At 63.9% G+C, this 26,972-nt stretch carries 28 protein-coding genes; 1 reads left to right on the forward strand and 27 read right to left on the reverse strand.

Annotated features, from left to right (window positions below):
• Positions 1-152: 152 nt before the first annotated feature.
• From EO174_RS15680 to EO174_RS15790, 24 genes are all read right to left on the reverse strand, one after another.
• Positions 153-803 (reverse strand): hypothetical protein, encoded by a 651-nt coding sequence (locus tag EO174_RS15680; RefSeq protein WP_126945694.1) that lies wholly within the window; start codon positions 801-803, stop codon positions 153-155.
• The gene (locus tag EO174_RS15685) at positions 800-1,066 is read right to left on the reverse strand and encodes a hypothetical protein (protein WP_126945697.1); all 267 of its coding nucleotides are present in this window, start codon (positions 1,064-1,066) and stop codon (positions 800-802) included. Before EO174_RS15685 ends, EO174_RS15680 begins: the two co-directional genes overlap by 4 nt.
• Before the next feature lie 29 nt (positions 1,067-1,095).
• Positions 1,096-1,773 carry a hypothetical protein gene (locus EO174_RS15690; protein ID WP_126945700.1) on the reverse strand — a complete coding sequence of 226 codons (678 nt, stop codon included), beginning with the start codon at positions 1,771-1,773 and terminating at the stop codon, positions 1,096-1,098.
• Positions 1,773-2,084 (reverse strand): hypothetical protein, encoded by a 312-nt coding sequence (locus EO174_RS15695; RefSeq protein WP_126945703.1) that lies wholly within the window; start codon positions 2,082-2,084, stop codon positions 1,773-1,775. Before EO174_RS15695 ends, EO174_RS15690 begins: the two co-directional genes overlap by 1 nt.
• Positions 2,081-6,691, reverse strand: coding sequence for a phage tail protein (locus EO174_RS15700; protein WP_241240021.1), 4,611 nt, complete (start codon positions 6,689-6,691; stop codon positions 2,081-2,083). Before EO174_RS15700 ends, EO174_RS15695 begins: the two co-directional genes overlap by 4 nt.
• Positions 6,682-7,074 (reverse strand): peptidoglycan endopeptidase, encoded by a 393-nt coding sequence (locus EO174_RS15705; RefSeq protein ID WP_126945706.1) that lies wholly within the window; start codon positions 7,072-7,074, stop codon positions 6,682-6,684. Before EO174_RS15705 ends, EO174_RS15700 begins: the two co-directional genes overlap by 10 nt.
• Positions 7,074-7,541, reverse strand: a complete 468-nt coding sequence (locus EO174_RS15710) for a DUF1833 family protein (RefSeq protein ID WP_126945709.1) — start codon at positions 7,539-7,541, stop codon at positions 7,074-7,076. Before EO174_RS15710 ends, EO174_RS15705 begins: the two co-directional genes overlap by 1 nt.
• Positions 7,538-7,894 (reverse strand): hypothetical protein, encoded by a 357-nt coding sequence (locus EO174_RS15715; RefSeq protein WP_126945712.1) that lies wholly within the window; start codon positions 7,892-7,894, stop codon positions 7,538-7,540. Before EO174_RS15715 ends, EO174_RS15710 begins: the two co-directional genes overlap by 4 nt.
• On the reverse strand, positions 7,894-10,683 hold the full coding sequence (locus EO174_RS15720) for a phage tail tape measure protein (protein WP_126945715.1): 2,790 nt from the start codon (positions 10,681-10,683) through the stop codon (positions 7,894-7,896). Before EO174_RS15720 ends, EO174_RS15715 begins: the two co-directional genes overlap by 1 nt.
• Positions 10,684-10,848 (reverse strand): hypothetical protein, encoded by a 165-nt coding sequence (locus EO174_RS22985; RefSeq protein WP_164740218.1) that lies wholly within the window; start codon positions 10,846-10,848, stop codon positions 10,684-10,686. It lies immediately after the preceding gene.
• Positions 10,845-11,321 (reverse strand): hypothetical protein, encoded by a 477-nt coding sequence (locus tag EO174_RS15725; RefSeq protein ID WP_126945718.1) that lies wholly within the window; start codon positions 11,319-11,321, stop codon positions 10,845-10,847. Before EO174_RS15725 ends, EO174_RS22985 begins: the two co-directional genes overlap by 4 nt.
• Positions 11,318-12,073 carry a hypothetical protein gene (locus EO174_RS15730; protein WP_126945721.1) on the reverse strand — a complete coding sequence of 252 codons (756 nt, stop codon included), beginning with the start codon at positions 12,071-12,073 and terminating at the stop codon, positions 11,318-11,320. The genes EO174_RS15725 and EO174_RS15730 overlap by 4 nt, the downstream gene beginning before the upstream one ends.
• A 30-nt stretch (positions 12,074-12,103) precedes the next feature.
• Entirely contained in the window at positions 12,104-12,538 is a 435-nt protein-coding gene (locus EO174_RS15735; RefSeq protein WP_104582062.1) for a hypothetical protein, read from the reverse strand.
• Positions 12,531-12,857, reverse strand: coding sequence for a hypothetical protein (locus EO174_RS15740; RefSeq protein WP_126945724.1), 327 nt, complete (start codon positions 12,855-12,857; stop codon positions 12,531-12,533). Before EO174_RS15740 ends, EO174_RS15735 begins: the two co-directional genes overlap by 8 nt.
• On the reverse strand, positions 12,854-13,684 hold the full coding sequence (locus EO174_RS15745; RefSeq protein ID WP_126945727.1) for a hypothetical protein: 831 nt from the start codon (positions 13,682-13,684) through the stop codon (positions 12,854-12,856). The genes EO174_RS15740 and EO174_RS15745 overlap by 4 nt, the downstream gene beginning before the upstream one ends.
• Positions 13,681-13,992 carry a hypothetical protein gene (locus EO174_RS15750; RefSeq protein ID WP_241240022.1) on the reverse strand — a complete coding sequence of 104 codons (312 nt, stop codon included), beginning with the start codon at positions 13,990-13,992 and terminating at the stop codon, positions 13,681-13,683. Before EO174_RS15750 ends, EO174_RS15745 begins: the two co-directional genes overlap by 4 nt.
• Complete coding sequence (locus tag EO174_RS15755; RefSeq protein WP_126945730.1) at positions 13,992-14,492, reverse strand: hypothetical protein; 501 nt, start codon at positions 14,490-14,492, stop codon at positions 13,992-13,994. Before EO174_RS15755 ends, EO174_RS15750 begins: the two co-directional genes overlap by 1 nt.
• On the reverse strand, positions 14,489-14,767 hold the full coding sequence (locus EO174_RS15760; protein WP_126945733.1) for a hypothetical protein: 279 nt from the start codon (positions 14,765-14,767) through the stop codon (positions 14,489-14,491). Before EO174_RS15760 ends, EO174_RS15755 begins: the two co-directional genes overlap by 4 nt.
• Positions 14,764-15,228: a hypothetical protein gene (locus tag EO174_RS15765; RefSeq protein WP_241240023.1), complete on the reverse strand. Its 465-nt coding sequence runs from the start codon at positions 15,226-15,228 to the stop codon at positions 14,764-14,766. The genes EO174_RS15760 and EO174_RS15765 overlap by 4 nt, the downstream gene beginning before the upstream one ends.
• Positions 15,225-15,653: a structural protein P5 gene (locus EO174_RS15770; protein ID WP_126945736.1), complete on the reverse strand. Its 429-nt coding sequence runs from the start codon at positions 15,651-15,653 to the stop codon at positions 15,225-15,227. The genes EO174_RS15765 and EO174_RS15770 overlap by 4 nt, the downstream gene beginning before the upstream one ends.
• A gap of 80 nt (positions 15,654-15,733) precedes the next feature.
• Positions 15,734-16,090: a capsid cement protein gene (locus EO174_RS15775; protein WP_104582054.1), complete on the reverse strand. Its 357-nt coding sequence runs from the start codon at positions 16,088-16,090 to the stop codon at positions 15,734-15,736.
• 57 nt (positions 16,091-16,147) lie between these two features.
• Complete coding sequence (locus EO174_RS15780; RefSeq protein WP_126945739.1) at positions 16,148-18,361, reverse strand: ClpP-like prohead protease/major capsid protein fusion protein; 2,214 nt, start codon at positions 18,359-18,361, stop codon at positions 16,148-16,150.
• 2 nt (positions 18,362-18,363) lie between these two features.
• On the reverse strand, positions 18,364-19,920 hold the full coding sequence (locus tag EO174_RS15785) for a phage portal protein (RefSeq protein WP_126945741.1): 1,557 nt from the start codon (positions 19,918-19,920) through the stop codon (positions 18,364-18,366).
• The gene (locus EO174_RS15790) at positions 19,920-20,135 is read right to left on the reverse strand and encodes a primosomal replication protein PriB/PriC domain protein (protein WP_126945744.1); all 216 of its coding nucleotides are present in this window, start codon (positions 20,133-20,135) and stop codon (positions 19,920-19,922) included. The genes EO174_RS15785 and EO174_RS15790 overlap by 1 nt, the downstream gene beginning before the upstream one ends.
• A 309-nt stretch (positions 20,136-20,444) precedes the next feature.
• Between EO174_RS15790 and EO174_RS15795 the strand changes: the two genes are divergently transcribed.
• Positions 20,445-21,815, forward strand: a complete 1,371-nt coding sequence (locus tag EO174_RS15795) for a hypothetical protein (protein WP_126945747.1) — start codon at positions 20,445-20,447, stop codon at positions 21,813-21,815.
• A 356-nt stretch (positions 21,816-22,171) separates the two neighbouring features.
• Here EO174_RS15795 and EO174_RS15800 read toward each other — a convergent pair whose 3' ends face one another.
• The 3 genes from EO174_RS15800 to EO174_RS15810 all read right to left on the reverse strand — a co-directional run bounded on the left by EO174_RS15800 (position 22,172) and on the right by EO174_RS15810 (position 26,679).
• On the reverse strand, positions 22,172-24,262 hold the full coding sequence (locus EO174_RS15800; protein ID WP_241240024.1) for a terminase gpA endonuclease subunit: 2,091 nt from the start codon (positions 24,260-24,262) through the stop codon (positions 22,172-22,174).
• Positions 24,259-24,825: a hypothetical protein gene (locus EO174_RS15805; RefSeq protein WP_126945750.1), complete on the reverse strand. Its 567-nt coding sequence runs from the start codon at positions 24,823-24,825 to the stop codon at positions 24,259-24,261. Before EO174_RS15805 ends, EO174_RS15800 begins: the two co-directional genes overlap by 4 nt.
• A gap of 444 nt (positions 24,826-25,269) precedes the next feature.
• Positions 25,270-26,679 carry a VapE domain-containing protein gene (locus EO174_RS15810; RefSeq protein WP_126945753.1) on the reverse strand — a complete coding sequence of 470 codons (1,410 nt, stop codon included), beginning with the start codon at positions 26,677-26,679 and terminating at the stop codon, positions 25,270-25,272.
• Positions 26,680-26,972 lie beyond the last annotated feature (293 nt).

A 26,972-nucleotide genomic window follows, 5' to 3' on the forward strand; every position in this document is an offset into this window, starting at 1 on the left:
CCTTAGCACTTCGCTTTGTTAAATCGGAGACTACCAAGACGGCTACGCTCTAACTATGCAGTGTGCGATGCAAAAAGAAAACAGGCCACGTCTGAGCGAACATTGGCCGCACGGGGCCGGGAGTTTGGGCGTGTCGGCACAGTACAGCCCGCTCAGACCACATGTTCCTCCAGCTTAAGCAAGCTGGCGGCAATTGCCCTGTCCGATGCCGCCTTGATCAGAGCCTGAAGCTTCCAGCCGGCCAAATCCTGCGGCGCCTCAGCGCCGGCATAGCGGATGGCGTAGGTCGGGGCAATCAGGTCGGCGATCGGCGCAGCCAGCACGCCGAGGGCGGTGCCACGGTCTTCGACCTGGAACGTAACGGTGCCGGTGTCGTTGGTCGGGTTCCAGATGATGGTGATCTGCCGCGCAATCGGGTCGGCATCTGCGTCGGGTGCGGCGACGTTGGAATCGTAGGCGGCGCGCGTGGCCGCCTTGATACCCAGCAGCAGATGCACGCCGGGTTCGGTCACCGTGTCGCCTGGCACCTTGACCAACTCTCCTGTCGCCGGGTCTGGCTCGGTCGTTGCTGGTGCGGTGATGTCGTAGCTACGGCCGATCAGGTCGCTTATCTGCATCGTGAGCACGCGCAGGAAGAAACGCTCCAGCGTCTGGGTCCAGCCGTCGGGGTGCGGCTTGGTGGTCATCTGCTCAAGGTGGAACTCGACCGGTCCGTCATTGGTGGCCGGGTCCCAACGGATCTCAATGCGTGGGGCCAATAGGCGCGTTGTGGTGCCGAAAGTCGGGTTCTGGCTGATGATCATTTGGCTACCTCCATGCCTTCCAGCGGGCCGTCGATCCACGCCATGATCCCCATGCCGCGCACGGACACTGCATAGGTATCCCAGCCGGTTCGCTCATCCAAACCTCTGCCGTACTTCTTGACACTGACCACGTCTGGCGTGACCACGAAAGCCCCACGCCCGTCGCCGCGCAGAAATTCTACGACGGCACCGAGTGTCGGCTCGATGTTTCGGCAGTTGGCCATGGCTTCGGCCAAGGCGCCACGGTGGGGTCGAATCTTCATGCTATTTCCAGTGTGACACGTGATCATGATTAGTATCCGGTGACGTCGATGATGGGAGAGCGCACCCAGGCCTGGCCGTAGTTGCCAGGGGGCGGCTGAGGAGTTCCGCTAGTGCCTGTGCGCAGATCCTGGGCGGTATCGATGGTGGCAATCGAAGCGACATTGCCGTTGATATTGACCACGCCCTTGCGCCACAACTGCTGCACCTGCCATTGCGGGCCGCCGCCAATCAGGCCGCCGATGGCCAGCATGATGTTGCCGGTGGAGCCGGCCAGCGCGGCGTAGGTCCGGCCTGCGGGCAAGGTGATCGACCCGCCCTGATTGGCATTTCCCTGCAGCAACGCCCGCACCTTCATGTACTTCAGCGTAGCGTCGAAGTGCACCTCACCGGTGTCGGGATTGGTAATCACCAGGTAGTCCCGCCGCCCGAAGTTCGGCTCGTCGAAGACGTAGGCCGCAAAGCTGCCGCTGGTCGTGAAGCCGCTGAACGTAAAACTGTTTCCGCTCTGGGTGCGTGTGGCGAGCACGGCGTTGCTCTCACCAAGAAAAGCGATGGCCGGATTGGTGCCGGTGACAGTCAGGCTCCAGGCCTTGAGCACGCCACTGCCAGCGGGGGTGATCGTCTGCTTCGACGCCAGCGCCAGGTTCTTCCAGGTTTCAGAGATGACAACGCGATTGGGGCCGGCCTCGAAGATTGCATAGGCCATCAGAACCTCCCGTAAAACAGGGTGCCGCCGGCTCGCGCGCCGACGTTTGCCGCCGGCGATACCCAACTGATGGTGTTGCCGTCGTCACTGAAGTACGGCAGCAGGCTGTTGCCTGCGCCGCTATCGGCCACGAACCAGTAGTACAGCTGGTTGGCGCTCCCTGTGACCGGCACCGGCACAGACCCATTGCTGCCGCTGGCGATGGCGACCGCACCCATGTGTTGCGTCAGCAGGTCCGAGTCGGGCTGATCGGTTACCTGCAGCAGCACGACGCCGGTGTCGGCGTCGTTGATGATCAGGACGTTGGTCATGTCACTCCATACCCGAGGGCAACCACACGGCGGCCGTTGGGCGCGTAGGCGTAGAACTTCCCGCCGACGAACTCATTGCGGCCGCCACCTGGCGTGGCGCCGATGATCTCCACCACGTCAGCGGAGAACGTGATCTTGCCGATCACTCCGTCGTTGACCGAACGCATGCCAACCACCTTCCCGTTCACGTCCAGCGCCAACGTGTACGACGCCGAGTAGCTAGCGAACCCGTTTTCGTTGACCGTCATCCGTGCTTCCAGCGATTGCGTGACGGACGCCTGCTCCAAGACAGAGGTGTCATCGGTCCACAACGTAGCGACCAGCCCCGGCTCCACCTTGAGCTGCCTGAAGTACGTTGGCCCCGGAGTTCCTTCGACGATCAGCCGCACTAATAGCCGAGTCGTGCCCGAAGGTGCGTTCACGCTTATTTGAAATCTCTTCCAGACAAGCCAGCTGCCAGAGTCAGCTGAAACCGACACCGATCCAATCAAGCCGGACGAGTTGTATGCACCGATCTCTAGCCTAGACACCCCATTACCATTGGTTTTTAGGATGTCCCCCGACAATGTGTAGATGCCGGCAGGTGTGTCGTTTACGAACTGCTCCGCCGCGGCCCCGCCAGACGTGGCAGGCATCACCAGGTAGGGCCCGTTCAACGCGTTATTGAACAGGACCGCTCCGGCAGGTAGGACCCAGCTCGAAGACCCTCGGGCAAAGGTGGGATTCTTCAGCATGTTGGCGTTGATGTTCGTCTTTGCCACCACGGCCGTGACCGCGGTACTGGTGGCGTTGGCCTGATTGCCCACCTGCTGCACCTGTGAGCTCAGCGCGTTGAGCGCCGAGGTGTCGGCTTTGCCAGCCACTGCTGCGTTCGTCGCTTCAATGCGTTGGCCCAGCGCCTGATCACCGCCGCTGCGCGCCTGATCTACGGCATTCACAGTTGCCGAAGTCGCAAGAACGCCATTGCCGGCCGGCATGCGTGCCTCCACAACCACCACCCGCTGGCCAATCGCCTCATCGCGCCGGACCGCCGCCTCATCCACTGCCGTGACTCTTGCCGCTGTCTCGAGGGCACCGTTACCAGACGGCATGCGGCCCTCTACAGTTCCGACGCGCCGGCCTATCGCAGAGTCTGCATTCGTCAGTGCCGCAAAACCCTCCGAAACCCATGCGGATGGAGCCAGCTGCCCGTCGCCCGCAGGTAGGCGGGCATACACCGCTGATAACCGGGTGACCTCGGCCGCCAGGTTGTTCGCCGTCTGCGTTGCCATGTCGACTGCGGCCGCCATGGCCTCGCCCGCGCTCGCGTAGTTGCCCACGTTCTGCCACGTGGCGTCGTTGCCCGCTGGCACCACGCCGGAGTTTGGCACCCGCGCCCGGTACAGCCGCCCGTCGTGGCGCACGAAGTCGCCCTTCGGATACTGCGACGTCGCGTTCCATTCGTCAGCGTTGACCAGGTCGCCCAGGGTGGCATTGAGCGCGTCCGCATGTGCGATCGCATCCTCACGTGCCTTGTTTGCTGCCGCCAGAGCGGCCTCGGCGATCTGGCGGTCGCGCGCCGCAGCTTCCAGGAAGCCCTGCCGGACCTCTTCGGTGGTCTGGTCGATCGCCTGCCGCATTTCCTCCTGCAGCTCGCCCAGGTTCTTGCCGAGCGACTTGGTGACGTACTTGGCCGCCACCGACAGCGTGCCGTTGGTATTGCGCGAGCGGATAGCGAACGTCCACTTGCCCGAGGCCGGAATGGGCGAGTCGAACGCACCGGTGTGGTAGCCGCTGTCGCCGACCGGCGTCATGGCTTCCCACGCCGGCATCGGCGCGCCCTGCTCCGGTGCCGCGGTGTAGCGGATCTCCGCGCCGGCCAGGTTGGCCGAGCGGATGGTGTCGTTCCAGAAGCCCCAGGTGTAGCGCCGGATGCCGCCGGAGATCTCCTCCACGTCGAACAGGTCGTAGTTCACCGGCGGTGCGTCGGCGCCGATGGTCGTGAAGATCAGCGAGGCACCGATACCCATCTGCCCCTCCGGGCCGAACGGGCGCACGTTAATCGTGTAGGTGCCGGCGCGCGGGATCCGCCACCGCGCCGTGCGGGTGCGCGTCTGCGCCACTTCCTGCAGCTCGCCGTTGCCGTCTGACGCCGAGGCATAGACCACAGCGTGATCGAACGGGCCGGTGATGTCGAAGGTGGCCACCAGATCGGTGGCCGTGACGTCACCGGTGGTGATCTGGTCCTCGTTAATTGCCAGGTTGCTGAGGACCGGCCGGGTAGCCAGCGATGAGCCATTTTCCGGCCGGATGTACTGTCCGGTCTTGACGTAAATCCAGAACTCGGGTCCCTCCGGCACCACGTTGATGTTCGCGCCCTTGAGATCGCTCTCCGGCTGGATCACAACCACGCGCGCGCGCAGGCCCGGCGTGGCCTTAAAGTCGTAGATCCACACCGTGTCGTGCGCAGGGTTGTCCTGCCAACCACCCTGCACCATGGGGTCGTCGTAACCCTCGCCCGGCAGCGGCGCATCGTCCGGCCACCCCCCAACCAACTGGATGGTGTCGGTTGCCTCGGTGAAGCTGCGCACGCGGAACGTGCGATAGACCGCCTCGCCCGGAATACGCAGGCCGATGAACGCGCTGCGGGCATCTGGTGGCGGCACTGGTTCGTCCAGCGTCAGCGTGACCGTGCCCAGCAGCGCGCTCCGCTCTGCCGCGACGATGCGCCCGCCGAAGCCCCATTGCGTGAGGTCGTGCGAGATCGACAGCATCGACATGCGGCGATAGGACAGGTACTGCAGATCCTGGGCGAAGCCGATGTCCTTGTATTGAAACAAGCTCTGAGCGAGGTGATAACGCGCCATCTCGGCCGCGTGCGCCTCACGACCAATACCCTCACCGGTGAACCGCGCAGGGTTGAGCATATCTTCGACTTTGATGCCCGGCGCCGGCACGCGCAGCATTTCGACCTTCTTGGTCGTGCTGTCGAAATAGCTGTACTCAATGCCGTCTGCAGCGCTTGCCAGCGTGTAGTCCACGCTGAAGCTACCCTTCTTCATCTCGGCCATGTTGACCACGCCGGAGAGCGGCTGCTCGTCGGCTGCCCATACCACCGAAAGGCGACCACCAGCCCAGGTGGTCTGGCCCATGCCAGCTAGGGCGATCGCCTGCAGCACCTCGTCGTGGTTGCGCTCCTCGAACAGCCAGTAGTCGTAGGTGTAGCCGTTCGCCTCGCAGTGGCCCATAAAGCCCTGCAGCGACTCGATGTCGATCTCCTCGTCGCTCTTGCCCATGCCGGCGATGAGCTTGCCGTTCTGGTCGTAGTAGCCGCGGACGTACTTGAGGATGTGCGCGCCTGGGTTGCTTGACTCTTCCGCCACCCAGCTGCCATTGCGCCATACCGGGATCGGCGAGGCGATATGCTCGGCGCGCAGTTCATCGGGCTGACCGTTGATCTGGCCAGTGGCCTTCAGCAGGATCCCGGTGCGCGCCAAGCCGGCATAGGTCGCGGCGTCGGCCTGCACGCTGCCCATCGTCGACCACTGGAAGTCGTTGCGCTGGGTGTTTTCCCCCTCGTAGTTGCCCTGCCCCAGGATGCGCACGCGCACGTCGTATTGACCCTTGGCCACGTCTGCCGACACGGTTGCGCGCTTGCTTACGTCCAGCTTGTCGCCGGTGAACATCTGCGTGGCCAGCGTTTCCCAGATGCCAGTGCCCGCCGGCGCGTACTGCACTTGCACGGTCTCCGACACGTTGTACTTCTTGCCGGACGTGCCCACGCCGCCCAGCACGTATTCCAGGTTGATCTGGATGCGGACGGTGTCGGCGCTGGTGGTGCGCGTAACGAAGTCCGCAGTGTCGGGCAATTCACCACCGTCGGTGGTGTCCACGTTGCTGTATAGCGGAATGGTTTCATCCGGCATCTGGCTATAGCCGGAGTGGTAGACGCTTACACCCTCATAGCTGGACAGCGGCGTGCCAGCATTGGTGAACCCGCCCACCCGGCCAACGCCGATGCCCGGCGTGAGCACCATGCCGATGTACTGGTTGTCGCCCTCGTAGAAGGTGTAGGGCTTGCTGGCGAAATCGGGGGCGATCAGCATGCGACCGAACAGCAGGCCCACCGCTTCATTGGGGCGCAGACGGTTGCGCGGCGCTGCCAGGCTGTAGACCGTGCCGGCGGTACTCGGGCCGGCCGGACTCTCGACCTTCGGACCCAGCACCTTGTTGATCACCAGCGAACCGGCCACGAAAACCGCAGATGCGGCTAAGCCGCCCCAGGCGCTTGCTACGGCGCCGCCCGCACCGGCGATACCGAAGGTGAAATAGGTCAGCGCTACCATTGCCACGATGTACAGCGCGTTCCGGCCAACCGCGCCGCGTACCTCGATGACCTGGCCATCCTTCGGGTGGACGTAGGCCCACAGATGCCGCGGAACGACGCGCCCGCCGATCGACACCGACCAATCGCCCTGATCCAGGTCGATCACGTGCCGATGCAGGAACTCACACAGGCGCTCGCCCGGCCGCAGATCCATCGCAATGTGGCGCTGCCCTTCCAGAGTGACCGGATGCGGCGTCAGCACCAACTGGCCGTCGCTCGCAGGCGTGGTCATCAGACCCATGTGTAATACCCCTCGATCCTTGCGCCGTAGTCCGGCAACTCGCGCGCCCGGTGCAGCCAGCTGCTGCCCAGCGCGCTGGTTGTGTGAAGCACCCAACCCTCGTGGGCCAGGTAGAAGAAGATGCCGACGTGTCCGGGCCGGCTCTGGCCCTTGTCGAACATCAGCACCAGGTCGCCATCAACCGGTTTGTCGGTTGGCACGGCATAGGCCCGCGACAGCTCGCCAAGGGCCGCCTGCCCGGCGACACCGCGCGGGCGCCGTGCCGGCATCTGTACCTGCCGACCGAAAAGCTCGCGCTGCACCTGCACCACGAGGTCTGCGCAGTCGTAAGTGTCGGCGTCATACGGGATGTTGAGGAAACGCTCGACCTCGCTGGCGCGCATCAGAAAATCCCCGGCAGCGTGTGTGGATTGGCGCGGAGCTTCACTGCCTGTTGGCGCATGAAGAGATCCACCCCGATCTGCGCGGTGATCAGCGGCCCAGCAGCACGCACCTGCGTCAACGGCAGATAGAACCGCCGAGCAATGACGTCGGGCTGGGCGCGGTCGGTGATCAGGACACGGCACATCACCAGCTCGTTTGGCTGCATGCGCTCGAGGTCTTCGGTGATGCCGCGCCCGACATTGTCCACCTCAAGTTGCGCGCGCGGCGTCTGGCCAGCCGCATCCTTCGGCGGCGTGAAGCGGAACTGATATCCCTTGTAGGTATTGCCGTTGCTCACCCAGTCGCGGGTGTCATTGGCTATGCGCAGCACCGCGCCGAACGATGGCGCCGTCATCTCCAGCAACTCCAACGGCGCCGATGTGTCGTCGTCGGTGACGCGCTGGCGGCGCTCCTGAAACGAACTCATCGCAGGTACTCCACCGTGACATCGCACTGCCATGGGCGATCCGCGCCCTCGACCGGCCGGAGCTCACCAATGCCACCGTTCTCGAAGCGCACCTGCAGTAAAGCGCCACTCAATGGGTGCACGAAATCGAACCAACCGATGCGCCGGATATCATCGAAGTACCAATTTTCGAATGCCATGGCATCAGCCGGCGTGGCAAAGTCCAACGTCATTGCAAGCTTCATCAGCACGCCCGTGCTGGTCACGCGCTGCTTAGGCATGCCACGCTCCATCTCTGTGCGCATCACGGCAGGGTCGAATGAGCGGCGGACGGTGTCGTACAGAATCCCTGCGTAGGCCGGAAACACTGACATTAGCGTCGCCTCCTAGTTTCAAAACGGCTTTCGATGGCCCCCGCCATTTCTCCGCCCTCGGCAATATTTCGAGCCCCAATCCTTACGAAGATTCTTTCCAGCTCCTCTCCGTTGGGCATGCGCTGCGTCTGCCGCTCCTGCGTGGCCGGCTGACCGCTGAAGTTCTGGATTTCCACACTGACATTGCTGCGGCGACCAGAGGACGGCACCGCCGTGCTGCCAACCAGCCCGCCAGCGGCATAGCCTCGGCCGCGACGGATGGTGCTCAGCAGCGAGAGGAAGCCTCGCGGCCCGCCGATCGCAGCTATATCGAGCTGGCTCAGGACGCCTTCACCCTTGTGCACAATGCCCGCAGGCTCAAACTTACCGCCCGGCCCGGTGTAGCCGCCGGTGTCCCAGCCTTGCAGCGGGATCGCTTCACGCTGCACCGCGCCTGCACCAGGCTGACCGAACATGCTGCCGAGCAGCCCCGTAATCGCCTGCTTGGCCGCAATGCGGGCGAGATCGGCGATGATGGAGTTGGCCAAGTCGCTAAAGCTCAGCTTGCCCGTGGTCACGAACTTGACGAACACGTCTTCCATTCCGCCGAGGGCAGACCCAATGGCCGACTCCACCTGGCCGGCAGCATTACGCGCTTCTTCTACATAGTTGTCCCATGCGGCAGATGCTCCATTCCCCCAATCGGCCTGCGCCTCGGACATGCGCACATAGCCGTCGCGGATGACCTGCACACGGCGCTCGGTTGCAGCACGCACGGCCTGCTCCTCCGCAGCGGCGGTGGCTTCGTCAATGCGGCCGGTGTTCTTCTGCAGGGCAAGCTCTGTGAGTCGCTGCGCTTGCTCCCGGTAGACGCCGTTGAGGCGCTGCTGGATCTCGAACTCGCGATCGCCTGCGCCGACACGGGCGATCATGGCGTCCATGTCCTCCTGTAGCGCATCGGTGCTAGCGTTGAGCGCCGCCTTGTAGGAGGCGAGCGCGTCTTCGCGCTGCTTCTTCAGCTTGCCCTCTTCGGTGGACAACACCTCAAGGGCCGCGGCGCCCTCGGTGCGCACCTTGGCCAGCTGCGCCTCCAATTCGCCGACCTGCTTATTGACGTCGATCGACTGCTTGCCGCTGACGTTGCGGCTGTTGAGGTAGTCGATCTGCTTCTGCAGCGACTGCGCCTCGGCGGCAGTGCCCCGCTCGGCCAGCTCCCGCATGCGCTGGTAGTAGGTTTCGGCCGATACCTCGCGCGCCTGGTACTGCGCCTGCAACACCTTGGTGCTGGTGGCGATCTGTGCCTGCTCGGTGGTCAATGCATCCATGATGCTCTGCAAGCCTGCAGAGCGAGCAGCGGTCGCAAGACTCGTCGCGCCTTTCGCGCCTTTGGCTGCCGCTTCGGCGCGCATTACCTTTTCACGCTCGGCGAGCAGCTTTGCGTCGGTAACTCCCGCCTTCGCCGCATCCTCCTTCATCTGCTTGATCTGACCTTCAAGGTCAAGCGTCTTGGCCAAGCGACTATTGGTGTCGTCCTGGAACTTAAGGCTCGCCCGCGCTTGCTCAGAGTCGACAGTGGGCCCACGATCAACCGTTGCGATCACGTTGGAGAAGTCCGGCCCTGCCGCGCTTTCCAACGCACCCCTGGATAGCTTGATGAGGCTGCTCAACGGCCCCATCGAATTAAGGATGCCAGCACCAATGGTCTTGCCAGTCCCGCCCTTCTCAGCCTTCTCCTGCTTCGCGGCAACCTCGTCCAACAGACCTGAGTAACGAGCAAGGCCGCCGATGACGCCACCTGAGTTGGCCAATGCGGCGCTCAACCTCTTCCAGACGACACTGTTACCGAGCGCGTCCTGCTTGGAGATCACGCGGTCCAGGAGATCGGCGTACTTCTCAACCTCGCCCCAGGCGCCAGAAGCCTCGTCCTTGATGCTGGTCCACGCCTTAGACATTGCCGGCATGTCCGTCTGAGCACGCCGCGCCACGCTCTCCAAATGCGAGTCGTAGAGCTGGACCGCCTCAGCAACAGCCTGCTGCTTGTTGCCTTCTTCGACCAGGGTATTGATGCGGTCCAGCTGCGTCTGGGTAAGAAAGTGCTCGGTCTCGTTGAGCTTGAGCAGCGCCTCGACCGGATCCTTGCGGATGTCCTCGAACTTGGCGATCGTTTCTTCGATCGCCTGCCCGGTAGCGGCCTGCATCAGCACAGCGCTGGCTGCGACTCGGTCGAACTGCTCTCCGGTGAATTTTCCGGACTCGGCAACCTTGAGCACCGCCTCGCGAGCACTGCCCAGGGAGACACCATCCAACTGATCAAGCTTCGAAACCAAGCTCTCCAGCTGTCCAGTGGACGCAGCTGCGTAGCTACCTGTGGCGAGCAGCGCCTTGCTAAAAGCGAAGGATCTATCCTCGCCCTGCTTCCAGGCCAGAGCTACCGCTGCCACTGCGGCAGCCGTGATCGTCAGCGGATTGACCATTCCCAGCAACGCGGAGGAGACTCCCGAAAGCGCAGGGCCGATGCCGCCAAAACTGTCCTTGATCTGCCCGCCCTGCTGCACCAGCACCGTGAACCAGGGCATGCCACCTTGGATGCTGGTGAAGATGTCAGTGAACTGCATCGGCAACTGGGCCATCGCCTGACGCGTCTGCCCAGCGGAGATGCCCAGCTGCTTGATCGGATCGTTCGCAGGAAACGGGGTACCTGCCTGCTTGCGCAGGTCAGTCAGCTGGCCCCGCAGTAACGCGAGGCCCTGCTTGATGTCGTTGACGTCCGCACTGATGCGAACACGCAGGTTTGCTGATTGGTCGGCCATTTACCGGGTCAGATCGTCGAGGTACTTCGTAAAGGCGGCAGACTCAGCGCCCATCGCCATCCGCACGGCCTGAGCCGTGGATGCTTCGCGCAGCAGCAGCTGCTCACGGTCATCGCGCACAGCAGCCGCCGCAAATGCCTTTGCTTGCGCCCAGGTGTAGGTCAAGACGTCTCGACGCTGGTGGCCGCGGACGACGAGGAAGTGGATGAGGTCTGCCCAACCGGTTGCGCCTGCGTCATGCCCACTGCGTTGATCGCCTTGCTGGCGGCCCGCATCAGGCTCGGCAGGCGCTGGCCGAAAAAATCTTCATTGAGCTCCACTACCGCCTCGACCAGTGCAGCGGCGTCTGCCAGTGAGCCGCCAGCAATCCACCCTTCCGGTTTGCCAGAGACGATGGCGCCGCCCTTTGCGAAGGCATCGGCGTCTTGCTCGAGCACATCCATCATCAGCGTCGCCACCTCAATGGTGGCACCGGCGCTGACCAGGCTTGCGGCGACGATGACCCGGCCGATGATCGGCCGGGTTGCTTTCATGAAGGGGCCAATCTGCGCCAGTGTCAGCGGCGTCACTTCCAGCTGCTCGCCACGGAAGGTGATCGTGCGCGTGGGCGGCGTCAGGATGTCGATGTCGTCGCTCACTTCTCGGCATCCCACGTGAAGTACTGCGAAACGCCTGCCGGCTTGCTGGTGTCCTTGCTAAGCCTGCCGGTAACGGTGCCACCACCGTACTGCTCACCGATCAACGCCAGCTCGCCGATCACGCCACCGGACACGCGGTAGGCCTGGGCGCGCACCTTCTTGCCGCTGCGCGCTTCGTTGAAGCCCAGAAACAGCAGCTCGTACTCTTCGTTGGGATTGACCAATGCCTGCAGGCGCTCGGCGGCATTGAAGCTGTAGGTGACCTTGGTGTTGGCCGCACCGTCCACCGGGTCGGTGATGGCCGAATCCGCCGGCACATAGAGCGCGCCGTTCTTGATGTCCCAATCCTTGCCCTTGGCGTACACCGCAGCGCCGGTGGCCGGCTTCACCGCGGTAATCTCGGCGGCCAGGTTGGCCAACGGCGTCACGCCGTCTTTGTAAGCCACCACGGCCTCATCCACCGCATTACCGGCCACGATGGTCGTGGCGGTACCGCGCAGCACGTCGGCGAAGTTCTCCGCGCTGAAGTCGTGCATGGTGAAACTCACCTGCACGTCGGTGATGCGATCGACTGAGTTACGGTTGCCGCCGCCGGGCTGTGTATTGTCGAGCAGAGTGATGGGATTGGTCTGCGGCGAAAAGCTGAACGCCGAGCAGTTGCCGACGCTGCGGAACGCCTTTGGCGCACCACGTTTGCGCAGGTGCAGCTCGCCGCTACCCAGGTAGCTGTAATCAGGGGAATTGATGGGCATGGATGCTCCTCGTAGGTGCCGCGGGCGGCGTTAGGTAATCGGGATGTGGGTTTGGTAGGTGAGCAGCGCGCCGATCCAGCTCATGCCGGCCTCCGGCTTCACCGGCTCCATGGACACGTACTGCGGGAACTGGATGCCCGGCGGATAGCGAAACTGCTGGTCGGCCATGGCAAGTTCGATGTCAGACACCAGCGCGTCGAGCTGGCTCTGCGCCGTGTCGAGCGGCGCAGGCGCCTTTGCCACGATCACCAGCGTGGTGAGCCGATGAGTGCGCGTCAGCGCGCTCTCGCTGGCACGCTGTTGCTTGGCTACCAGCACAGTCAGCACAGCGGTTGCGTCTTCGTCGACCTGGCCCGGCTCCAACGTCAGGCTGGCGCCGGCATCGGTCTGGTAGCCGCCGGCGCGGCTGATGCGCTGCAGACAAGCGCCGACCGCTGCGCGCAGGTTCTCGCGTGGGCTAGCCATGGTCGGCCACCCACTGGCTGATGGATTCGTCCTGCCGCACGCGCTCAGCCAGTACCAGCGTCTCGCCAGCCAGCAGCAGCCGGCCGCGCTTGGCCGGCTGCACCTGTGCGCGTCGGAAGGTCACGAGCGTATAGCCGGTGCTGACCGGCGCCAGGTCTCCGCCAAAATCGCGCACGTCGCGGTCGATCTGCACGGTGCACGGAAAGGACTCCGCAGCGTCGGGCGCCTGGTAGCGTGCATCGCCATCAGCCAGGCCTACCTCTGCGAAGGCCGAGAAAGCGGCCGCATCGAAGTCTTGGAGGAACTCGCGCTGGCTCATGCGCGCACCTTGGCGATGGCGCTTTGGATGGCCTTGTCCAGCTCACGGTTGAAGTAGAACGGCATCAGCTTGTCCCAGGTGCGCTGGGCCAAGCCGTAGATGTCGTAGCGCGGCGTGTAGCTGGCGCGCGTGGTGAACACGAACACGCTGCGCACCGCACTGCCGAAGCCAGTGCCGATGCGTTCGTAGATACCCGGCGCCAACTTGCCGCGCTGGCGCTGCAGCGCGAAGTAGCGCCCACCGCGGCGAACGGTGCGCTGCATCACCGCGACCGTGTTCAAGCGTGTGCGCCCCAGATACTCGGCGCGGCTGCGCTCATTGCTGGGCCGCTTCGGTTTGTCGGTGGTGGCGTTCTGGTAGGCGTCGCGTTGCGCGCCCAGCTGCGACAAGATCGCAGTCACTTGGCTGCCGGGCACATTGCCATACTGGTCAGTGCGTGCCCCGCGGCCGGTGACCGCGAACTGCCCGGCCGGCATCAGGCCCTTAGCCTGCAGCAGCACCTCGAAGCCCTTCTTGCGGCGCTGCCCGCCGTCCACTTCCGTGCGCAGGTACTTGGCCGGCGGCGTTCCCTTGAAGGCCTCATCGCGCAGGAAAATCTCGGCGAACAGGCGGGCTTTGGTCGCCTTGCGGTACATCGCCGCATTGATGGTCAGCGAGGTCGGCCGGTCGAACACTCGCGGCGCGGTGCGCTTCCACACCTCGCGGATCTCAAAGGCGGTGGCGTTGCACGCCTGCACGATGGCGAACGGCAGCTGCTCGCGCTCCAGGGCGCTGAACTGCCGGCCCAGCAGGTTATCGGCATCCACGGCGATGCGGATCTGGCTCACGGGCTGCCCTCTCCCGCCGGCGTGCCTTGCACCTGTTCAATCTCGCCCAGGTTGGCCTCGTAGAACTCCAGGCAGCGCTTGCGGCCGCGTGACACATCCAGCACCTGCTCAAGCGCGCCGTTCTTCACCCAGGCGCAGCGCTGCGTCAGGCGCGGCTCGATCTGCACGTAGGTGCGTACCGGCACGGCAATCACGGCCGGCGCAGGCGCCACGACCACTGGGCGCGCCAGATCTTCGCGCGTGATGCCCTTTTTGCCGCAGCCAGCCAGGGCAACGACCAGGGCGATGACGAACAGGGAACGCAGCATCAGTAGCCTCCCAGGCTGGGGCACGCAGCAGCCAGCGCCTGCAGGGCCGCATTGCATTCGGCCGGGCGCTGGTCGTATTCCTGTTTGAACGCCTTGGCGCTGCGATCAGCGGCCGCCTTGGCGATCTCGGTCTTGTCGCGCAGGCCTGCGTTGCGCTCCTGCAGCACCCGCAGCTTTTCGGCCTCGCCCTGCAGCTTGGCGGCGATGGTCGCCAGCGCGGCGTCCTTGTCCGCGTTATTGCGCTCCAACTCGGCGCGCTTGAGTTGGGCCGCTTCCAGGGCTGCCGTGCGATCGCTTTGGCACTGCTGCACCTGGCGCGTCACAACGATCACCTGCTGGCCCTTGCGATAGGACGTGAGCGCAGCAATCGACAGCAGCGCGGCGAGACACGCGCATACCACCTTGAGCCGGCTGCCCGGCTTGCGCAGCCAGGTCAGGGCGTCAGCCGCCCAGCCGAAGACCAGCGCCACCAGCGCCTTGAGGAAGGCAAGAATATTCATCGTTCACTCTCCCGACGACGCCACGGGTAGATGAGCAACACCGTCAGGCACAGCCGCACCAGCAGCACGTACCAGGGCGTGGGAGTGTGCTGCGCAAGATCGCGCAGGAAGATGCCAAGCATTCCGACGGCCAGGCCGATAAAGCAGGCGCCCCGCAGCGCCCAGGCGGCGCGATCGCTTGCGCGGTCACCCAGGTGGAACGTGTGCAGCAGCTGCCATGTGGCGGCGCAGAACACTGCCAGCGTGCTGACCAGGCTCAGGAGGTAGATGGTCATGCGCCACCTCCCGCGCGGCCGGCCAGGCGATCGGACCACTTCTGCAGCGCACCCAGGTAGTGCGGCAACATCGGCTTGATGATGAAACCGCTCAGCCCACTGGCCGCAATGCCGATGCGATGGATGGAGGGGAAGTAGTTGGCCAGTGCCACCACGATCCAACCAGCCGCCAGGGCGAAGCCCAGCACGAACAGCCCCAGCAAGCCGACCCGCAGCAGCAGTGTCAGCCACTGCACGCCCGGGCCGCCGCTCGGCGCGGATACCTTGCCCACGTCGATCTCGCTGAGCACCATCAGGCCGAGCAGCGCGCCGACCACCGCCGCCAGGAACCACGACTGCGGAATCCCCAGGAACAGGTGCTCGCTGCCAGTGATCACTTCAGTGACCACGACGCTGCCCGCACTCGTGGCCACCAACAACGCGGCGGACTTGAGCAGCACGGTGGCGCCGCCATCCATCATCGACGCACACCGGCCAGCTCGACGCCATCCCAGATGACCTCGTCGCCCCAGAAGTTGCCGCCGTTCTCGTGCCTGGCGATGGCCTTGGCCAGCTGAAACGCCGTGGCCGGCGCCTCCACGCTGATAGGCTGATCCACATCCACGCCCAGCGCGGTGGCAACCTGGCGCGCATAGGCGCCGGTGTCGTTCTCCACCGGCGGCGCCCAACGGTTGATGATGCCGCGCACCGTGCGCAGGTTGTGCTTGCGCTGATAGGTCAACAGCGTCTTGACCAGCGCACGGAAGCCGTATTCGGGCGTATCGAACACGGCAAAGCGCGCCTCGCGTGCGCGGGCAGCCGCAGTGCGATCTTCACCCTGCCAGGCCACGCCCGTGCGATCGATATTGCCTGGATTGTTGTTGCGGACGCCGCGCGGCGGGGCCATGTGCTGATCCTTGGGTCAAGTCGAAAAGAACCACCACCGCACGCGCCACCCGGGCTTATGCGTGCGGTGGTGGGTAAGGCTTAGGCAGCCACCGGCGTGGCTGTACCCGGGGTCAGGCGCACCAGCACCGTGGCGGCGCCGTTGCCGGCAGCCTCGATCGCGTAACCGATGTTGTTGGTGTCGCCGGCACCACCGGCAGCGGCGATGGCCTGCTTGGCGTCGATGTCCCAGTTGACCGCGGCACCGACGGCAAACACGGCGGCAGGCAACTTGGGCAGTGCAAACACGCCTTCAACGTGAGCGGCGATGGTGTCGCCAATGGCACCGTCAGTAACGGCAATAGCGACGAGCTTCCCGGCGGCGATCACACCGCCGCTGGTGACTGCCGCAGTCAGGGTGACGTCCAGCACGCGGCCGTCTTGATATGCGTTTTTCATGGGGAGTACTCCAGATGCGAAGAGACGCCGCACCGCGCCTGCGGTGCGGCAGGCGGCTTACTGGCCGGGGTTCTTGTAGATGCCGCGGTAGTCGGCGATGGCCGGCGCCGCGTCCAGGCGTACCTTCCAGGCCACACCGTCAACGGTGAATCCCTCGTGCTGCTCCAGGTACGGCGTCTGGTTGCCGTCCAGGTAGCCGACCACCAGCGCATCCACGTAGGCCGAGTTGGCCAGGCCGTACCACGCCTTCGGGTCAGCACCATCCAGCCGGCCGTCGCTCTCCACCTCGAAGGTGTTGCGCACGATGTTGGGCGTGGTCTGGTTGTTGGCCCCGCCCACCGCGTACTCGGCCGCACGCACGGTCAGTGCCGCACCGGAGAGCGCCACCGGCGTCAGCAGCGTCTTCATCGGCACGCGGATGACGTTGCCGTCGGCATCCTTCTGCAGCGCCATGCGCGCCTGCATGGCGCTGACGCTTTCGGTGGTGATCGTCGCGGACGGCAGCAGGTTGCCGTGGTCGGCATGGAACAGCGTCTTGCCGTCGGCCAGCTTCGGGTTCTTGGTGATCAGTTCGAATACCGCCTTGGCCAGCGTGCGCTTGGCAGCCTGGCCCATCTTGCGCGGCACATCGCTGAAGATGCCCAGGTCGTCATTGATGACGGCCTGTCGGGTGATGGTGTACAGCCGGCCCCAGGTCACGATCTGCATCGACTGCGACTGCTCGCTGAAGGTGCCCTGCTTGTACTCGCCCCCCTCACGAACGGGCAGCAGATCGGAGAATGCGCCCAGGCCCACCAGGTTGGTCGGCTTGAAGTCCGGCACGCTCACCGCGCGGGTGAACTCGCTGAAACGCTCTTCCACCTCCTGGTAGCCCTGCAGCACAGAACGACGCGCGGCATCGCCCAGCAGCGCCGGGAAATCCGAAGTGGAATGGGTGAACGCCATACCCACGATCTCGCGGCGGTCCATGCCGCGCGGGTTGACGCCTGCCTGCACAAGGCACTCGCGCGCCATCTCGGCCAGCGAGTGGCCGCGGTACGGGTTGTCTGCGGCGGCCTGCGCCATACCCACGCGCGCTTGGATGGCGTTGGTCATCGCCGCACGCACGTTGTCGCGCTGGTCGCCGCCGGCCACCACGCCAGCACGGCCATTGAGCGGCTCGCCGTTGCGGCCCATCAACGCCAGGATGTGGCGGCCCACGTTGTCGGCAGTAACGTTGGGGTCGGCCGCGGCAATGACGCCATCCACATAGGCGCGGATCTCCGCATTGCCCATGTGCGGCTCGGCCATCGCCATGATGTCGGTGTTGCGCCCGCGCATGGCCACCAGCGCGGCCTGCACGGCAGCGGCGGCGTCCGGCGCGGCGGCAACCACCGGCGCGGGTGCGGATGAAGCCGACGGCGTCACGGTGGTGGTCGTGGTTGCACCCTGCCCGCCACCGGCGTTGGCGAGGATGCGGAGATAGGTTTGCTGGGTCATAGGATCCTCGATGTGGCCAACAACGGCCGTTTGGGTGACCTCGGGAAGTGAGGCGAAAACGCTGGGGCTGAGCGCGGCGGCGATGTGCCCGCGCAGCTGCGCGGCAACTGGGGCTGGCGCCTGGTTGATGGCCTGCAGGTAGCCGGTAAGCGCCACAACACAGGCGCCCTCGGCGCGAGCGGCGGCGGCGGTGTCTGCAACGCGGTCGGCAAAGCCGAACTCAACGGCCTGCGCGCCGGTGTACCAATGGTCGGCGCCGTCGGTGAGCAGCTGCTCCACCTCGGTACGTTTGCCGGTCTTGGTGGCATAGGCCTCCAACATCGCACCGGCGTGCGCGTCCAGCGCGGTCGCGTATTGGCGGAACGAGGACGCGTTGCCGGCTGCGATCGTGTGTGGCGCATGCACCATCAGCAGCGAGCTGGCGTACATCACCACCTCATTGCCGGCCATGGCGATCAGCGAGGCGATCGATGCCGCCTGGCCGTCCACAAACACCACCTTGTGCGCGGCGTGCTGGCTCAGTGCGTTGTAGATGGCCATGCCATCGGCCACGACACCGCCGCCGCTGTTGATGCGCACGTGGATCGTGCCGGCGGTGATCTGGTTGATCTGCTCGGCCAGCTCCAGTGCGGAGACCGATTCAGACCACAGGCTGTCGCCGATGGTGCCGTAGATCATCACCTCGGCGATGTCGTTGGCGCGGGCCTCGATCTTGAGGAGGCAAGGACCGAGCGCCTGGCCGGCGTCGGCAAGCACACGGCCCAACGCCGCGGTGAGTGCAGTGGGTCGCATAGTCAGATGTCCCTCAACATGTCGCGCGAAAGGTCGGCGCGCAGCTGCGCACGGGCCTCCGCAGGTGCCGGCGTGGCCGGCTGCAATTGCTGCTGCTGTTGCTGCCAGTCCTGGCGCTGGCGCAGCACTTCGTCGGGGTTGTTGCCGTACTGCAGCGTGTTTTGCTGCGGGCTCACCCAGCCGCGGTCCTCGGCCTCGCCCTTGGCGTAGGCCTCCTTCAGCGGATCGATCCACGGCATGATCGGGCGCACGTACGTCGACGCGGCCAGATGGCGCAGCGACCAGCCGCGCGGCAGGCGCACCTTGCCGGCCAACACCGCCGCCTCCACGAAGCGCTGGCGCGTGGGCCGCACAAACATCGCAATGAAGCGCTCGGCCAGCATCAGGTAGCTGCCCCACTTCTCCACCAGTTCCTGCCGCTGGGCGGAGTACGTGCCGTTGTAGTCCAGCGACAGGCTGGAGTAGCTCACGCCAATACCGCCAGCGGCGGCGCGCAGCTGCTCTTTGCGCCAGGTCGCCGCGTTCGGGTTGGGACGATCTGTGCCTAGACTTTCGATGGATTCGCCCGGAAGCAGGTCGTCGAAGATGGCGCCGGGCGCCATACGCAGCTCCCGCACCGGCAAGCCCTGCTGCATCAGTGCGACGCCGCCCAGGCCCTCGCCGGTCGGCTGATAAAGCTCGCCCGAGCCCTTCTTGATCTGGAACGTCATCGACGCAGCCACCTTGGCCGCGATGCGCTCGGACTCTTCGTAGTCCTTGACGTCTTCGAAGCGCGACATGGCGCTGGCAAACACGCTCAGGCCGCGCACCTGGTGAAGCCGCTTGAGGTTGGCGATGCAGTGCATCACCTCCGCGCTCACACGCTTGGTTTCGGTGGTCCAGCCCAGCGGGTCGCCGGGGTGCTGCTTGTACACGTGGTAGGCAACCGGCCTGCCCCACGCGTTGCGCTCCACACCCTGCAGAATGTTGCGCGCCGGGTCGTTGAAGTCCAGCGGGACCAGGTCGGCTTCCAGCATCTCGATGCTGTAGGGCACGCCGCCACCGTGCTCCAGATACGGCACCGTGCCGACCAGATCCTGGTAGAACGCCTCGCCGTCACGCAGCCAGCTGCGCGCCAACAATTGCTGGCAAGCGCCGTAGTCGTGGGCGCGGGTGACTTCGGGCGCGTCCCACCACACGTCCCACAGCTCATCCAGCTGCAGGGCCAGGTCGCGGTTGATCGGCTGGCCCGGCAGGCGCGGCGCCGACAGCACATCGATGCCGGAGCCCACCGTGTTTTGCACCAGCACGTTGAGCGCGTTGTCGGCCAGGTCCAGGTCGCGCTCAAGGTGGCGCGCCTGGTCGCGCAGCTGGCGCGCATCCATGCCGGCAATGGCATTGCCGCTACCCCAGTCGCGAGCTAGCTTGCGGCTGCGCGACGGGCGGGTGACTTCGTGAGCGCGCGCAACCACGCGCAGTTGTTGCTCGCGCACGGCCGTCCGCGCCTCGATGGCGCGCACGTTGCGGTCAGTGGAGATTGCGACGCTGAGACGGTCGAGGGCGATGCTTGCAGAGGCCATCAGGTACGGCCGCCGAAATCGATGGTGGCCCAACGAGCACGACGGCCGGCACCGGCCTCTCGATCTACGGCGGCCTGCCACTCCTGCCGGCCTTTGCGGATCTCTGACAGATCCGCGCGGGTGAGCATGCGCTCACCAAAACGAAAGCTCTGCCCCTGCAGCACGGCAATCTCCGCCTGCTGGTATGTGGTGAGCATTTCCTGAGCCGTCTTCATGACGAGACAGGCTAATGATTGCCAAGCCGCAAAACCAAAAATTGTTGGGACAGAATGTGGCTCAAAGCTATGATTTTTAAGGCTTAGTTGCAGAACTTGCGCCCTCTTTCATTGAAAGCCTAGACTAGCCAACTTGACAGCAAATAGAATTTTATGGATCGCCACCAGCGTAATGTCGTTCGATTTTCTAGCCAATTGGGACTGAGGAATTCACTTAACGACATTTGGGTATATAGCCTCCACCTTGGATTCGGCTATCAACTTCCCGTCGAGTATCAACAGAGAGATGCTCAAGGTCGGACCATTTCCTTGACCAAGTACCTCCACGAACACCAGCTTGATTTAATCCTCCGGGAAACATTAATCCATGCAGGAGCTAGTGATAAAGCGCAGGTGTACTTGAGGAACCGGAACGATCTCGCGACGTTGCACAACGCAATCAGAGGTTTATGCAACAAACAAGCCGGTGGCACTAAAAATATTTACCTGACCCTCCATCGTCTTGGTCACCAGCAACTACCCCACCAAGACCGTGTGCAAGCCGATTATTTCGGGCGATACTGGGCGCTATTCCGTTTACCTCCTATCGAAAGCTTGATACGGCAACACTATGAAATGAGCTCATTAGATTATTTCACGATGGTAGCGGGCATGCTCGCCAGCTATACGTCAAATCCTGAGACAGATATCTCAAGAGAGCTTTTGGATTTTTCTTTGCCAGAGTACGGCATTAAAAAATGTCTGAGGCAAATATCAACAACCCCGACATCCCTCAGACGACGCCAATTAGAGACCTATCGCGTAAACGAAAGCTGGGAATATGCGTTCCAGGAGATCAATCTGACGCCACTAATCAGACTTCGGAGCGCCCACCCGGATCTGCTGCATTGTCCTCGCCCACAACTCCTAGTGCGAAGACTACTTGCCGGCGCATTTTTCGACCTCGTAAACGTTCAGGGGTATTCGACTGCGTTTGGCGACGCCGTCGAAATGCTCGCGGGTGACCTCATAGCGAAGTCCGACAGACAACTAAATCCAGTCAAACCTTCGCCTTATCCGACATCGGCAGGCATTCGCCACGGAAGTGACTGGATTCTGAGCGACGGCACCGCTCATGTTTTCGTTGAATGCAAAAGCGCCCGTATTCAGCTCCAAGCAAAAGTCGCGCTAAGCATCGAAGATGTGACGAAAGGGATGCAGCGCCTGGCGAATGCAATTATCCAAAACTACGCCAATATTGCTGATGCAGAGGCAGGTGTTAGCCGCTGGCACCATGACGGCTTGCCGATTTTCTCGATCATCTTGACTCTCGAAGATTGGATTCTCTTTAGTCCAATAGCCACGCAAAATTTACGCGAACTGGTCGTGGCCGGTCTTGCAGAGAAGAAACTGAGACCCGATTTCTGTGACACCAATCCATACGTCGTGGTCGCAATGAAAGACATCCCGAATCTCACTTTTGCTATGGCAAAGCACGGCATTGCGACTGTAATAAAAAATAAGACAAGCAAGAAATTTGAGCAATATCTAACAACCCAGTTCCTTCAAGAAGTGGGGGATACGACAAAAATCTCCAATAACCTATTCAAAGCAGCCGCACTTGAGCTCCTTGACGAAATAGAAATCAGGTTCAAATCAAGTACTAGCTCCCTAAGCAGCCCCCTCAGCGCGCTCGATTAGCGAGGAAACCTGCCTAGTGCCTACCGGTGATCCGTGTCAGCTCGTTCTACGCGAGCCGGTCCTCCTCATGTGATTTCCTGGCAAGCCACCGGGGAAGAGGCGATACAAATTGGAGCGCGACATAGAAAAACGCGCAGCGACCACGGTAGGCGAGTCGCCTCGCTCGAGCGCGGACCGGATAGCCCCGACTGGGTAACCTCTTGAATTTGTAGGAAAGTATGGCTGTTCGCCGGCGAAGCAGCGCATAACTGACTCCACGAATGGGCCGGCCAAAATCTCATTAACCCCTAGATCCTCACGCATGGCATCTAAGATTCTTGCACGAAGATGCTGAGCGGAATCGGCTCTTTTCACCATTAAATTATCCATCCTCCGCTTACCAAGCCAGTAGACCTCGGTCTATCAAATGGCCCAGCCGCGGAGGTCTTTGCGCGAGCTTCGGCAGGATGCGTATCGCGTGCAGCAGCAGATAGCCCAAGGTTATTGGACTCGAAAAGGTCTTGCGGATTCGATTGAAACTGGCTTTCCAAGCTTGCCCATTGCGACTCCCGAATGACGTCTGCTTTGACCGCTGGCGCTAACGATGCCCAAACAGCATAGACAGCAGTATCCAGCGGCTCGTTCCTCGCCCCTTTCGGCTTGATCCAATACCCCGACTCCTTGTCGTAAAACTCCACCGTCAGCCCCTTGTAATACACCGGCAGCAGCGCACCTGGATCCGGATTGATCGGATCTGGCACCTCATCGCCGCGGCCGCCTGGGAAGCGCAGCATTCGCGCCGTCAGATCCTCCGCTTGTCCTTCCGCATCGGCCTTGTCCTTTGCCGTGAGAGCAGCGGTGAGCCAGCCATACACCATCGTTTTGAGCACGGACGTGCCCACGCCCCACACACCAACACTGCGCGCCACGGTCTTGTCGCGGTTGTTGACCTCGGTCTTTGACGGGCGATAAACCGCGCGCTCAGACTTCCGCTCGTTGCGGCCGCGGATCAGGTAAACGGTCTGCTTGATGTAGCCGTTCGGCGTCTCCACGATGCGCGCCTGGCCGCTCTGGTTGACCAGCTGCTTCACAAACTGCGCCACGGTCTCCGTCCAGTTGCCGCCGTCCAGCGCAACCGCAGTGATCGGCATATCGATGCCGCGCGTGGTTTTCCATGTGCCGCGCAGGTATTCGTCCAGGGCCGGGTAGGTATCGAGGATGGTCGGGTCCAGATCGATGACCGCGTAGTCCACCACCCAGCGCCGCTGGCCGCGGCCAGTGGCAATCACCTGAATCTCGGCGCGATCGTGCTGGAAGTCCACGCCAGCCGTCAGCACCAAGCCGCCCAGCGGCACGATACCTCGGTGCACGCCGGGCTCGCCCAGCTTGGCCACCTCGTCGGCGTCCTGCTCCTGACGCTCGCCCGCGAATGGCAGGCCGAGCTTGAGGTTGTGGAAGCCGGCCGCCTTGTTCGGGTCGCGGTCTGCCTCGGCCTTCGCATCGGCCAGGTCTTTCCACGACGGTCCGAGGCCCAGCGGCGCATACGCGGCCCATGCGTGATAGCTGCGGTGATACGGGTCCGCCTCTGGGTTGGTCGGCTTCCAGTACGCCGTGCCGCCGTGTCCGCGCTCGGCAAACATCAGATCCTTGTGGTGCTCCTCGATCACGCAGCCGCTCGCTAGGCAAGCGAACGTGCCATCCGGCTGCAAGCGCTCCACATCGAGCGTCTGCTCGCCGCCGCAATGCGGGCACTGCACCATGTACACGCGCATGTCGCCTGCTGCGTGCCCGGCCTCGATCGCGCTGGCGCCGGCGATGGTCGGGGTGCAGGCGCGGTAGATCTTCGCGCGGTCGCCATACGACATCGCGCGCGCTTCCAACTGCTGGTCGGCCGGCCCCTGCCCGCCGATGTCCTTCGGGTATTCGTCCACCTCGTCCATGAAGATGTAGCGCGCGGTGCGCTGGCGCAGCTGCTTGGCCGAGTTGCTCCAGATCACCCACAGCGTGCCACCGGGAAAGTGCTTCTCCAGCATGTTGTCAGTATGGAGCTTGGCCAACAGCTCGGGCATTTCCATCACGGCCGGGTCGAACTTCGACGCCGCCCAGCTCCGCGCCAGATCCTTCACCGGCTGCGCCACGATCATCGAATCCGCGCCGCGGTCGATCACATAGCCGGTCCAGTTGATGCCGACCTCGGTGGCGCCGATCTGCGCGGACTTCATGAAATCCACCAGACGCACCGGCGAATGGTCGCTCAGGCAATCCATGATCTCGCGCAGGATCGGGTTTCGGCTGGTGCGCCACCGGCCAGGCTCGGCACCTGAGCCCTTCGCGATGATGCGGTTAGCGTCGGCCCACTCGCTTACCGTCTGGATGGGCGGCAGTGCCCACGCGCGCTCCCACGCGTCGCACACGATCGCTGCCGGCTCTGCCAGCTCCACGTCGAAGGCGTTGAGATCCAGCGTCATGCGTCGTCCTCGGTGGTGTCGTTGCGCTGCCCCGGTGGTGCCAGCAGCTGCCGCGCTTCTTTCTGCATCGCCTGTGCGATCAGGCGCACCTCGGCCTCCAGCATCGCCTCGATCGCACGCGGGTCGCTTTCGGCGGCCAGCTTGGCGCGCAGGCGTCCGGGCAGATTCATCATGCTGTTGAGCGCCTGGCGCACGAGGGTGAACACGGCGCGCTCCACGCCCTTCGTGCGCGTCAGCTCGCGGGACTCTTCGCCCAGCTCCAGCTCTGCCAACCGCGCCCGCGCCAGCCGTTCGCGGCGTACGGCTTCCTGCACGCTGGGCACATCGCTCGGCAGCACGCGGGCGGTGGGCACATCCAGCCGTGCGTCGGCGCCAGCCGTGCGATCGCCGCCGCGCAGCGGGTCGGTGATGTCATCCAGCAGCGCATCGCTGGCGGCCACGTTGATCCGCTTGCCGTCGGCGTGCATCACCAGCTTGCCGGAGCGACGCATGCGGCGGATGTACGAATCGCTGCAGCCGCGGTGGCTGGAATACTCGGCAACGCTCATCGTTTCGGAACTCATGCAGCCACCCGAGTTCCGACCGGAACCAAAGTCCGGAACGAAAGATGCACGAAATGTGGGGTCCGAATTACCCGCAGACGGCCAAGCTCCGGGAGGACCCGCGCCACGGTCGCGCCCGCCATTCCGGCCGCTACGGTCGCGGTCGCTCCCCCCTGTCCCTGCCCGCGCGCGCGGCGATTCCCGTGGAACACGGCGCTACGGCAGCACGTCCACACCGTCCGCACCTCGGCGGCGAGGTCTGGACGACCGCAGCCCTTGGAATCATTGAGGTGTCCAGACTGTCCACACTGTCCACACCTGTTGAGAGTTTTTGATAGATGGTGAAAAAGGGTCATATACGTAGGCGCGCGCGAAAGGTGTGGACGGTGTGGACAGCCTTGCCGCAGTAGGCGGAAGGTCTGGACGCAGGTGTGGACAGGTGTGGACGTTGGTGGCGAGGTCTGGTCAGAAGTCCGGGGCATCCGTCGCCTCCTGGCTCGCCTGCTCTCGGCTGGCGCCGGCCAGCCACTCGTCCACCGTTAGCCCAGCACGAAACCACCGCGGCTCTCGCCCGCCGTCTGGCCATCGCCGTCGGTGGTTCTCCCATCCCAGCGTCTTGAGGATTGCGGCCACGCGCATCTGCTCGGGCTTGCCGTGCTTGCCCGGGTCCAACCCAATGGCATGCAGCAGGATCTCGTCGGTGCTGGCCCAGTCCACCGTGGCGGCAGTGAACTTGAGCCGCGCAGGGTAGCGGTCCTCGGCCATGCGGCCGTCCAGCCACTTCTCCACGCGCCCTTCCCAGCTGTCGCCCACGTACCGCGCCGCCTGCTCTGCGGCTGCTTCTGCTGGTAGCTGCCACCATTCGAATCCCGCATCGAACATGTGCACCGCCTCGGCCCACAGCTGCTCACGTTGCGCACTGATCGCATCGATGAGCACCTCACCGTCGGTGCGCACGGGCAGAAAGCGCCGGCCACCGGTCGGATCGCGCAGGTATTGGTGTTCGTTGGTGGTGCCGGCGAACACGCACTCGCGCCGATAGGAGCGCGGCACGCGCTCGTAGGGCGCTCTGAACTTGTCCACGCGTCGGGTGATTGCGGTCTTGACGCTGGTCACGTCGGCCTTGGAGAAGCTGTCCATCTCGCCGATCTCCACGCCCCACGCGCCCTGGATGACCTGGTAGAAGTCCTTGCCGCTGGGCGACTCGCTCGTTTCCACAAACCACTGGCTGCCAAAGATCGCGCGCAACGCGCTGGACTTGCGTTTGCCCTGCTCGCCTTCGAGCACCAGCATGAAGTCCACCTGCGCGCCCACCGATGGCTGTTTGGCGTCGAACCACAGCACGCGCGCAACAGCGCTCACCATGAAACATTGCGCTGCGCGTCGGCTGTAGGTGGAGTCCGCAGCGCCAAACAGATCAACCAGCATCCGCTCCACCCGCGCCTCGCCATCCCACTGCAGGCCGGTGAGGAATTCGCGGATGGGATGGCGCCGGTAGCGCCGGGCCACGGCGATCACGGACTTGAGCACCAGCTCGTCGCTGCACTTCATCGCGTAGCGGTCTGGATGCTGCAGCCACGCCGCAAGCTCATACGCATCGGAGTCGATGAACTCCTCGCGGCTACCACCACGCCACGGCGGGTCGCGCTCCAGCTTCACCTGGTTGCTCGAATCGTTGAGCCACCAAAGCCCGGCCAGGCGCTCGTCGTGCTCCATGATCAGGATCAGGTTGTGCAGCGTGCCCTCGACGTTGCGGTCGCGGTTGTATGTCAGCTGCGCTTTCCATGCGTCCGGGTTGTGATCCCCGCCGCCCGGTGGCGCAGCGCCCAGCCCACCGTCTACGACGGTAAGCGTCTTACGCTTGGTCAAAGTCATCCCCGCTCGCCCTCTTCGCAGCGTTGCGCCTGCTGTAGGCAGTAGTCGTGCCGGCGCTGGCAGCGCGCCGGTGTCTCGAATGGATTGCGTAACGCGGCCTCCGCCGAAGCGCGCCAATCGGCGGCGGTCGGCTGGCGATCGCGCCAGATGTCCTGCTGCGTGGTGTTGGGCACCGCACTCTTTGATGGTCCACCGACGCACTCTGAGTATCCATTTAACGCAGTCAAGGGGGTCTATAGTTCCGGGAACGCAGTAATGAGTGCCTGGTTTTCCCAGTCGCGCACTCTGGGGGG

Origin of the sequence: Xanthomonas sp. BRIP62418 (assembly GCF_003993495.1) — a bacterium.
GTDB lineage: Bacteria > Pseudomonadota > Gammaproteobacteria > Xanthomonadales > Xanthomonadaceae > Xanthomonas > Xanthomonas euroxanthea.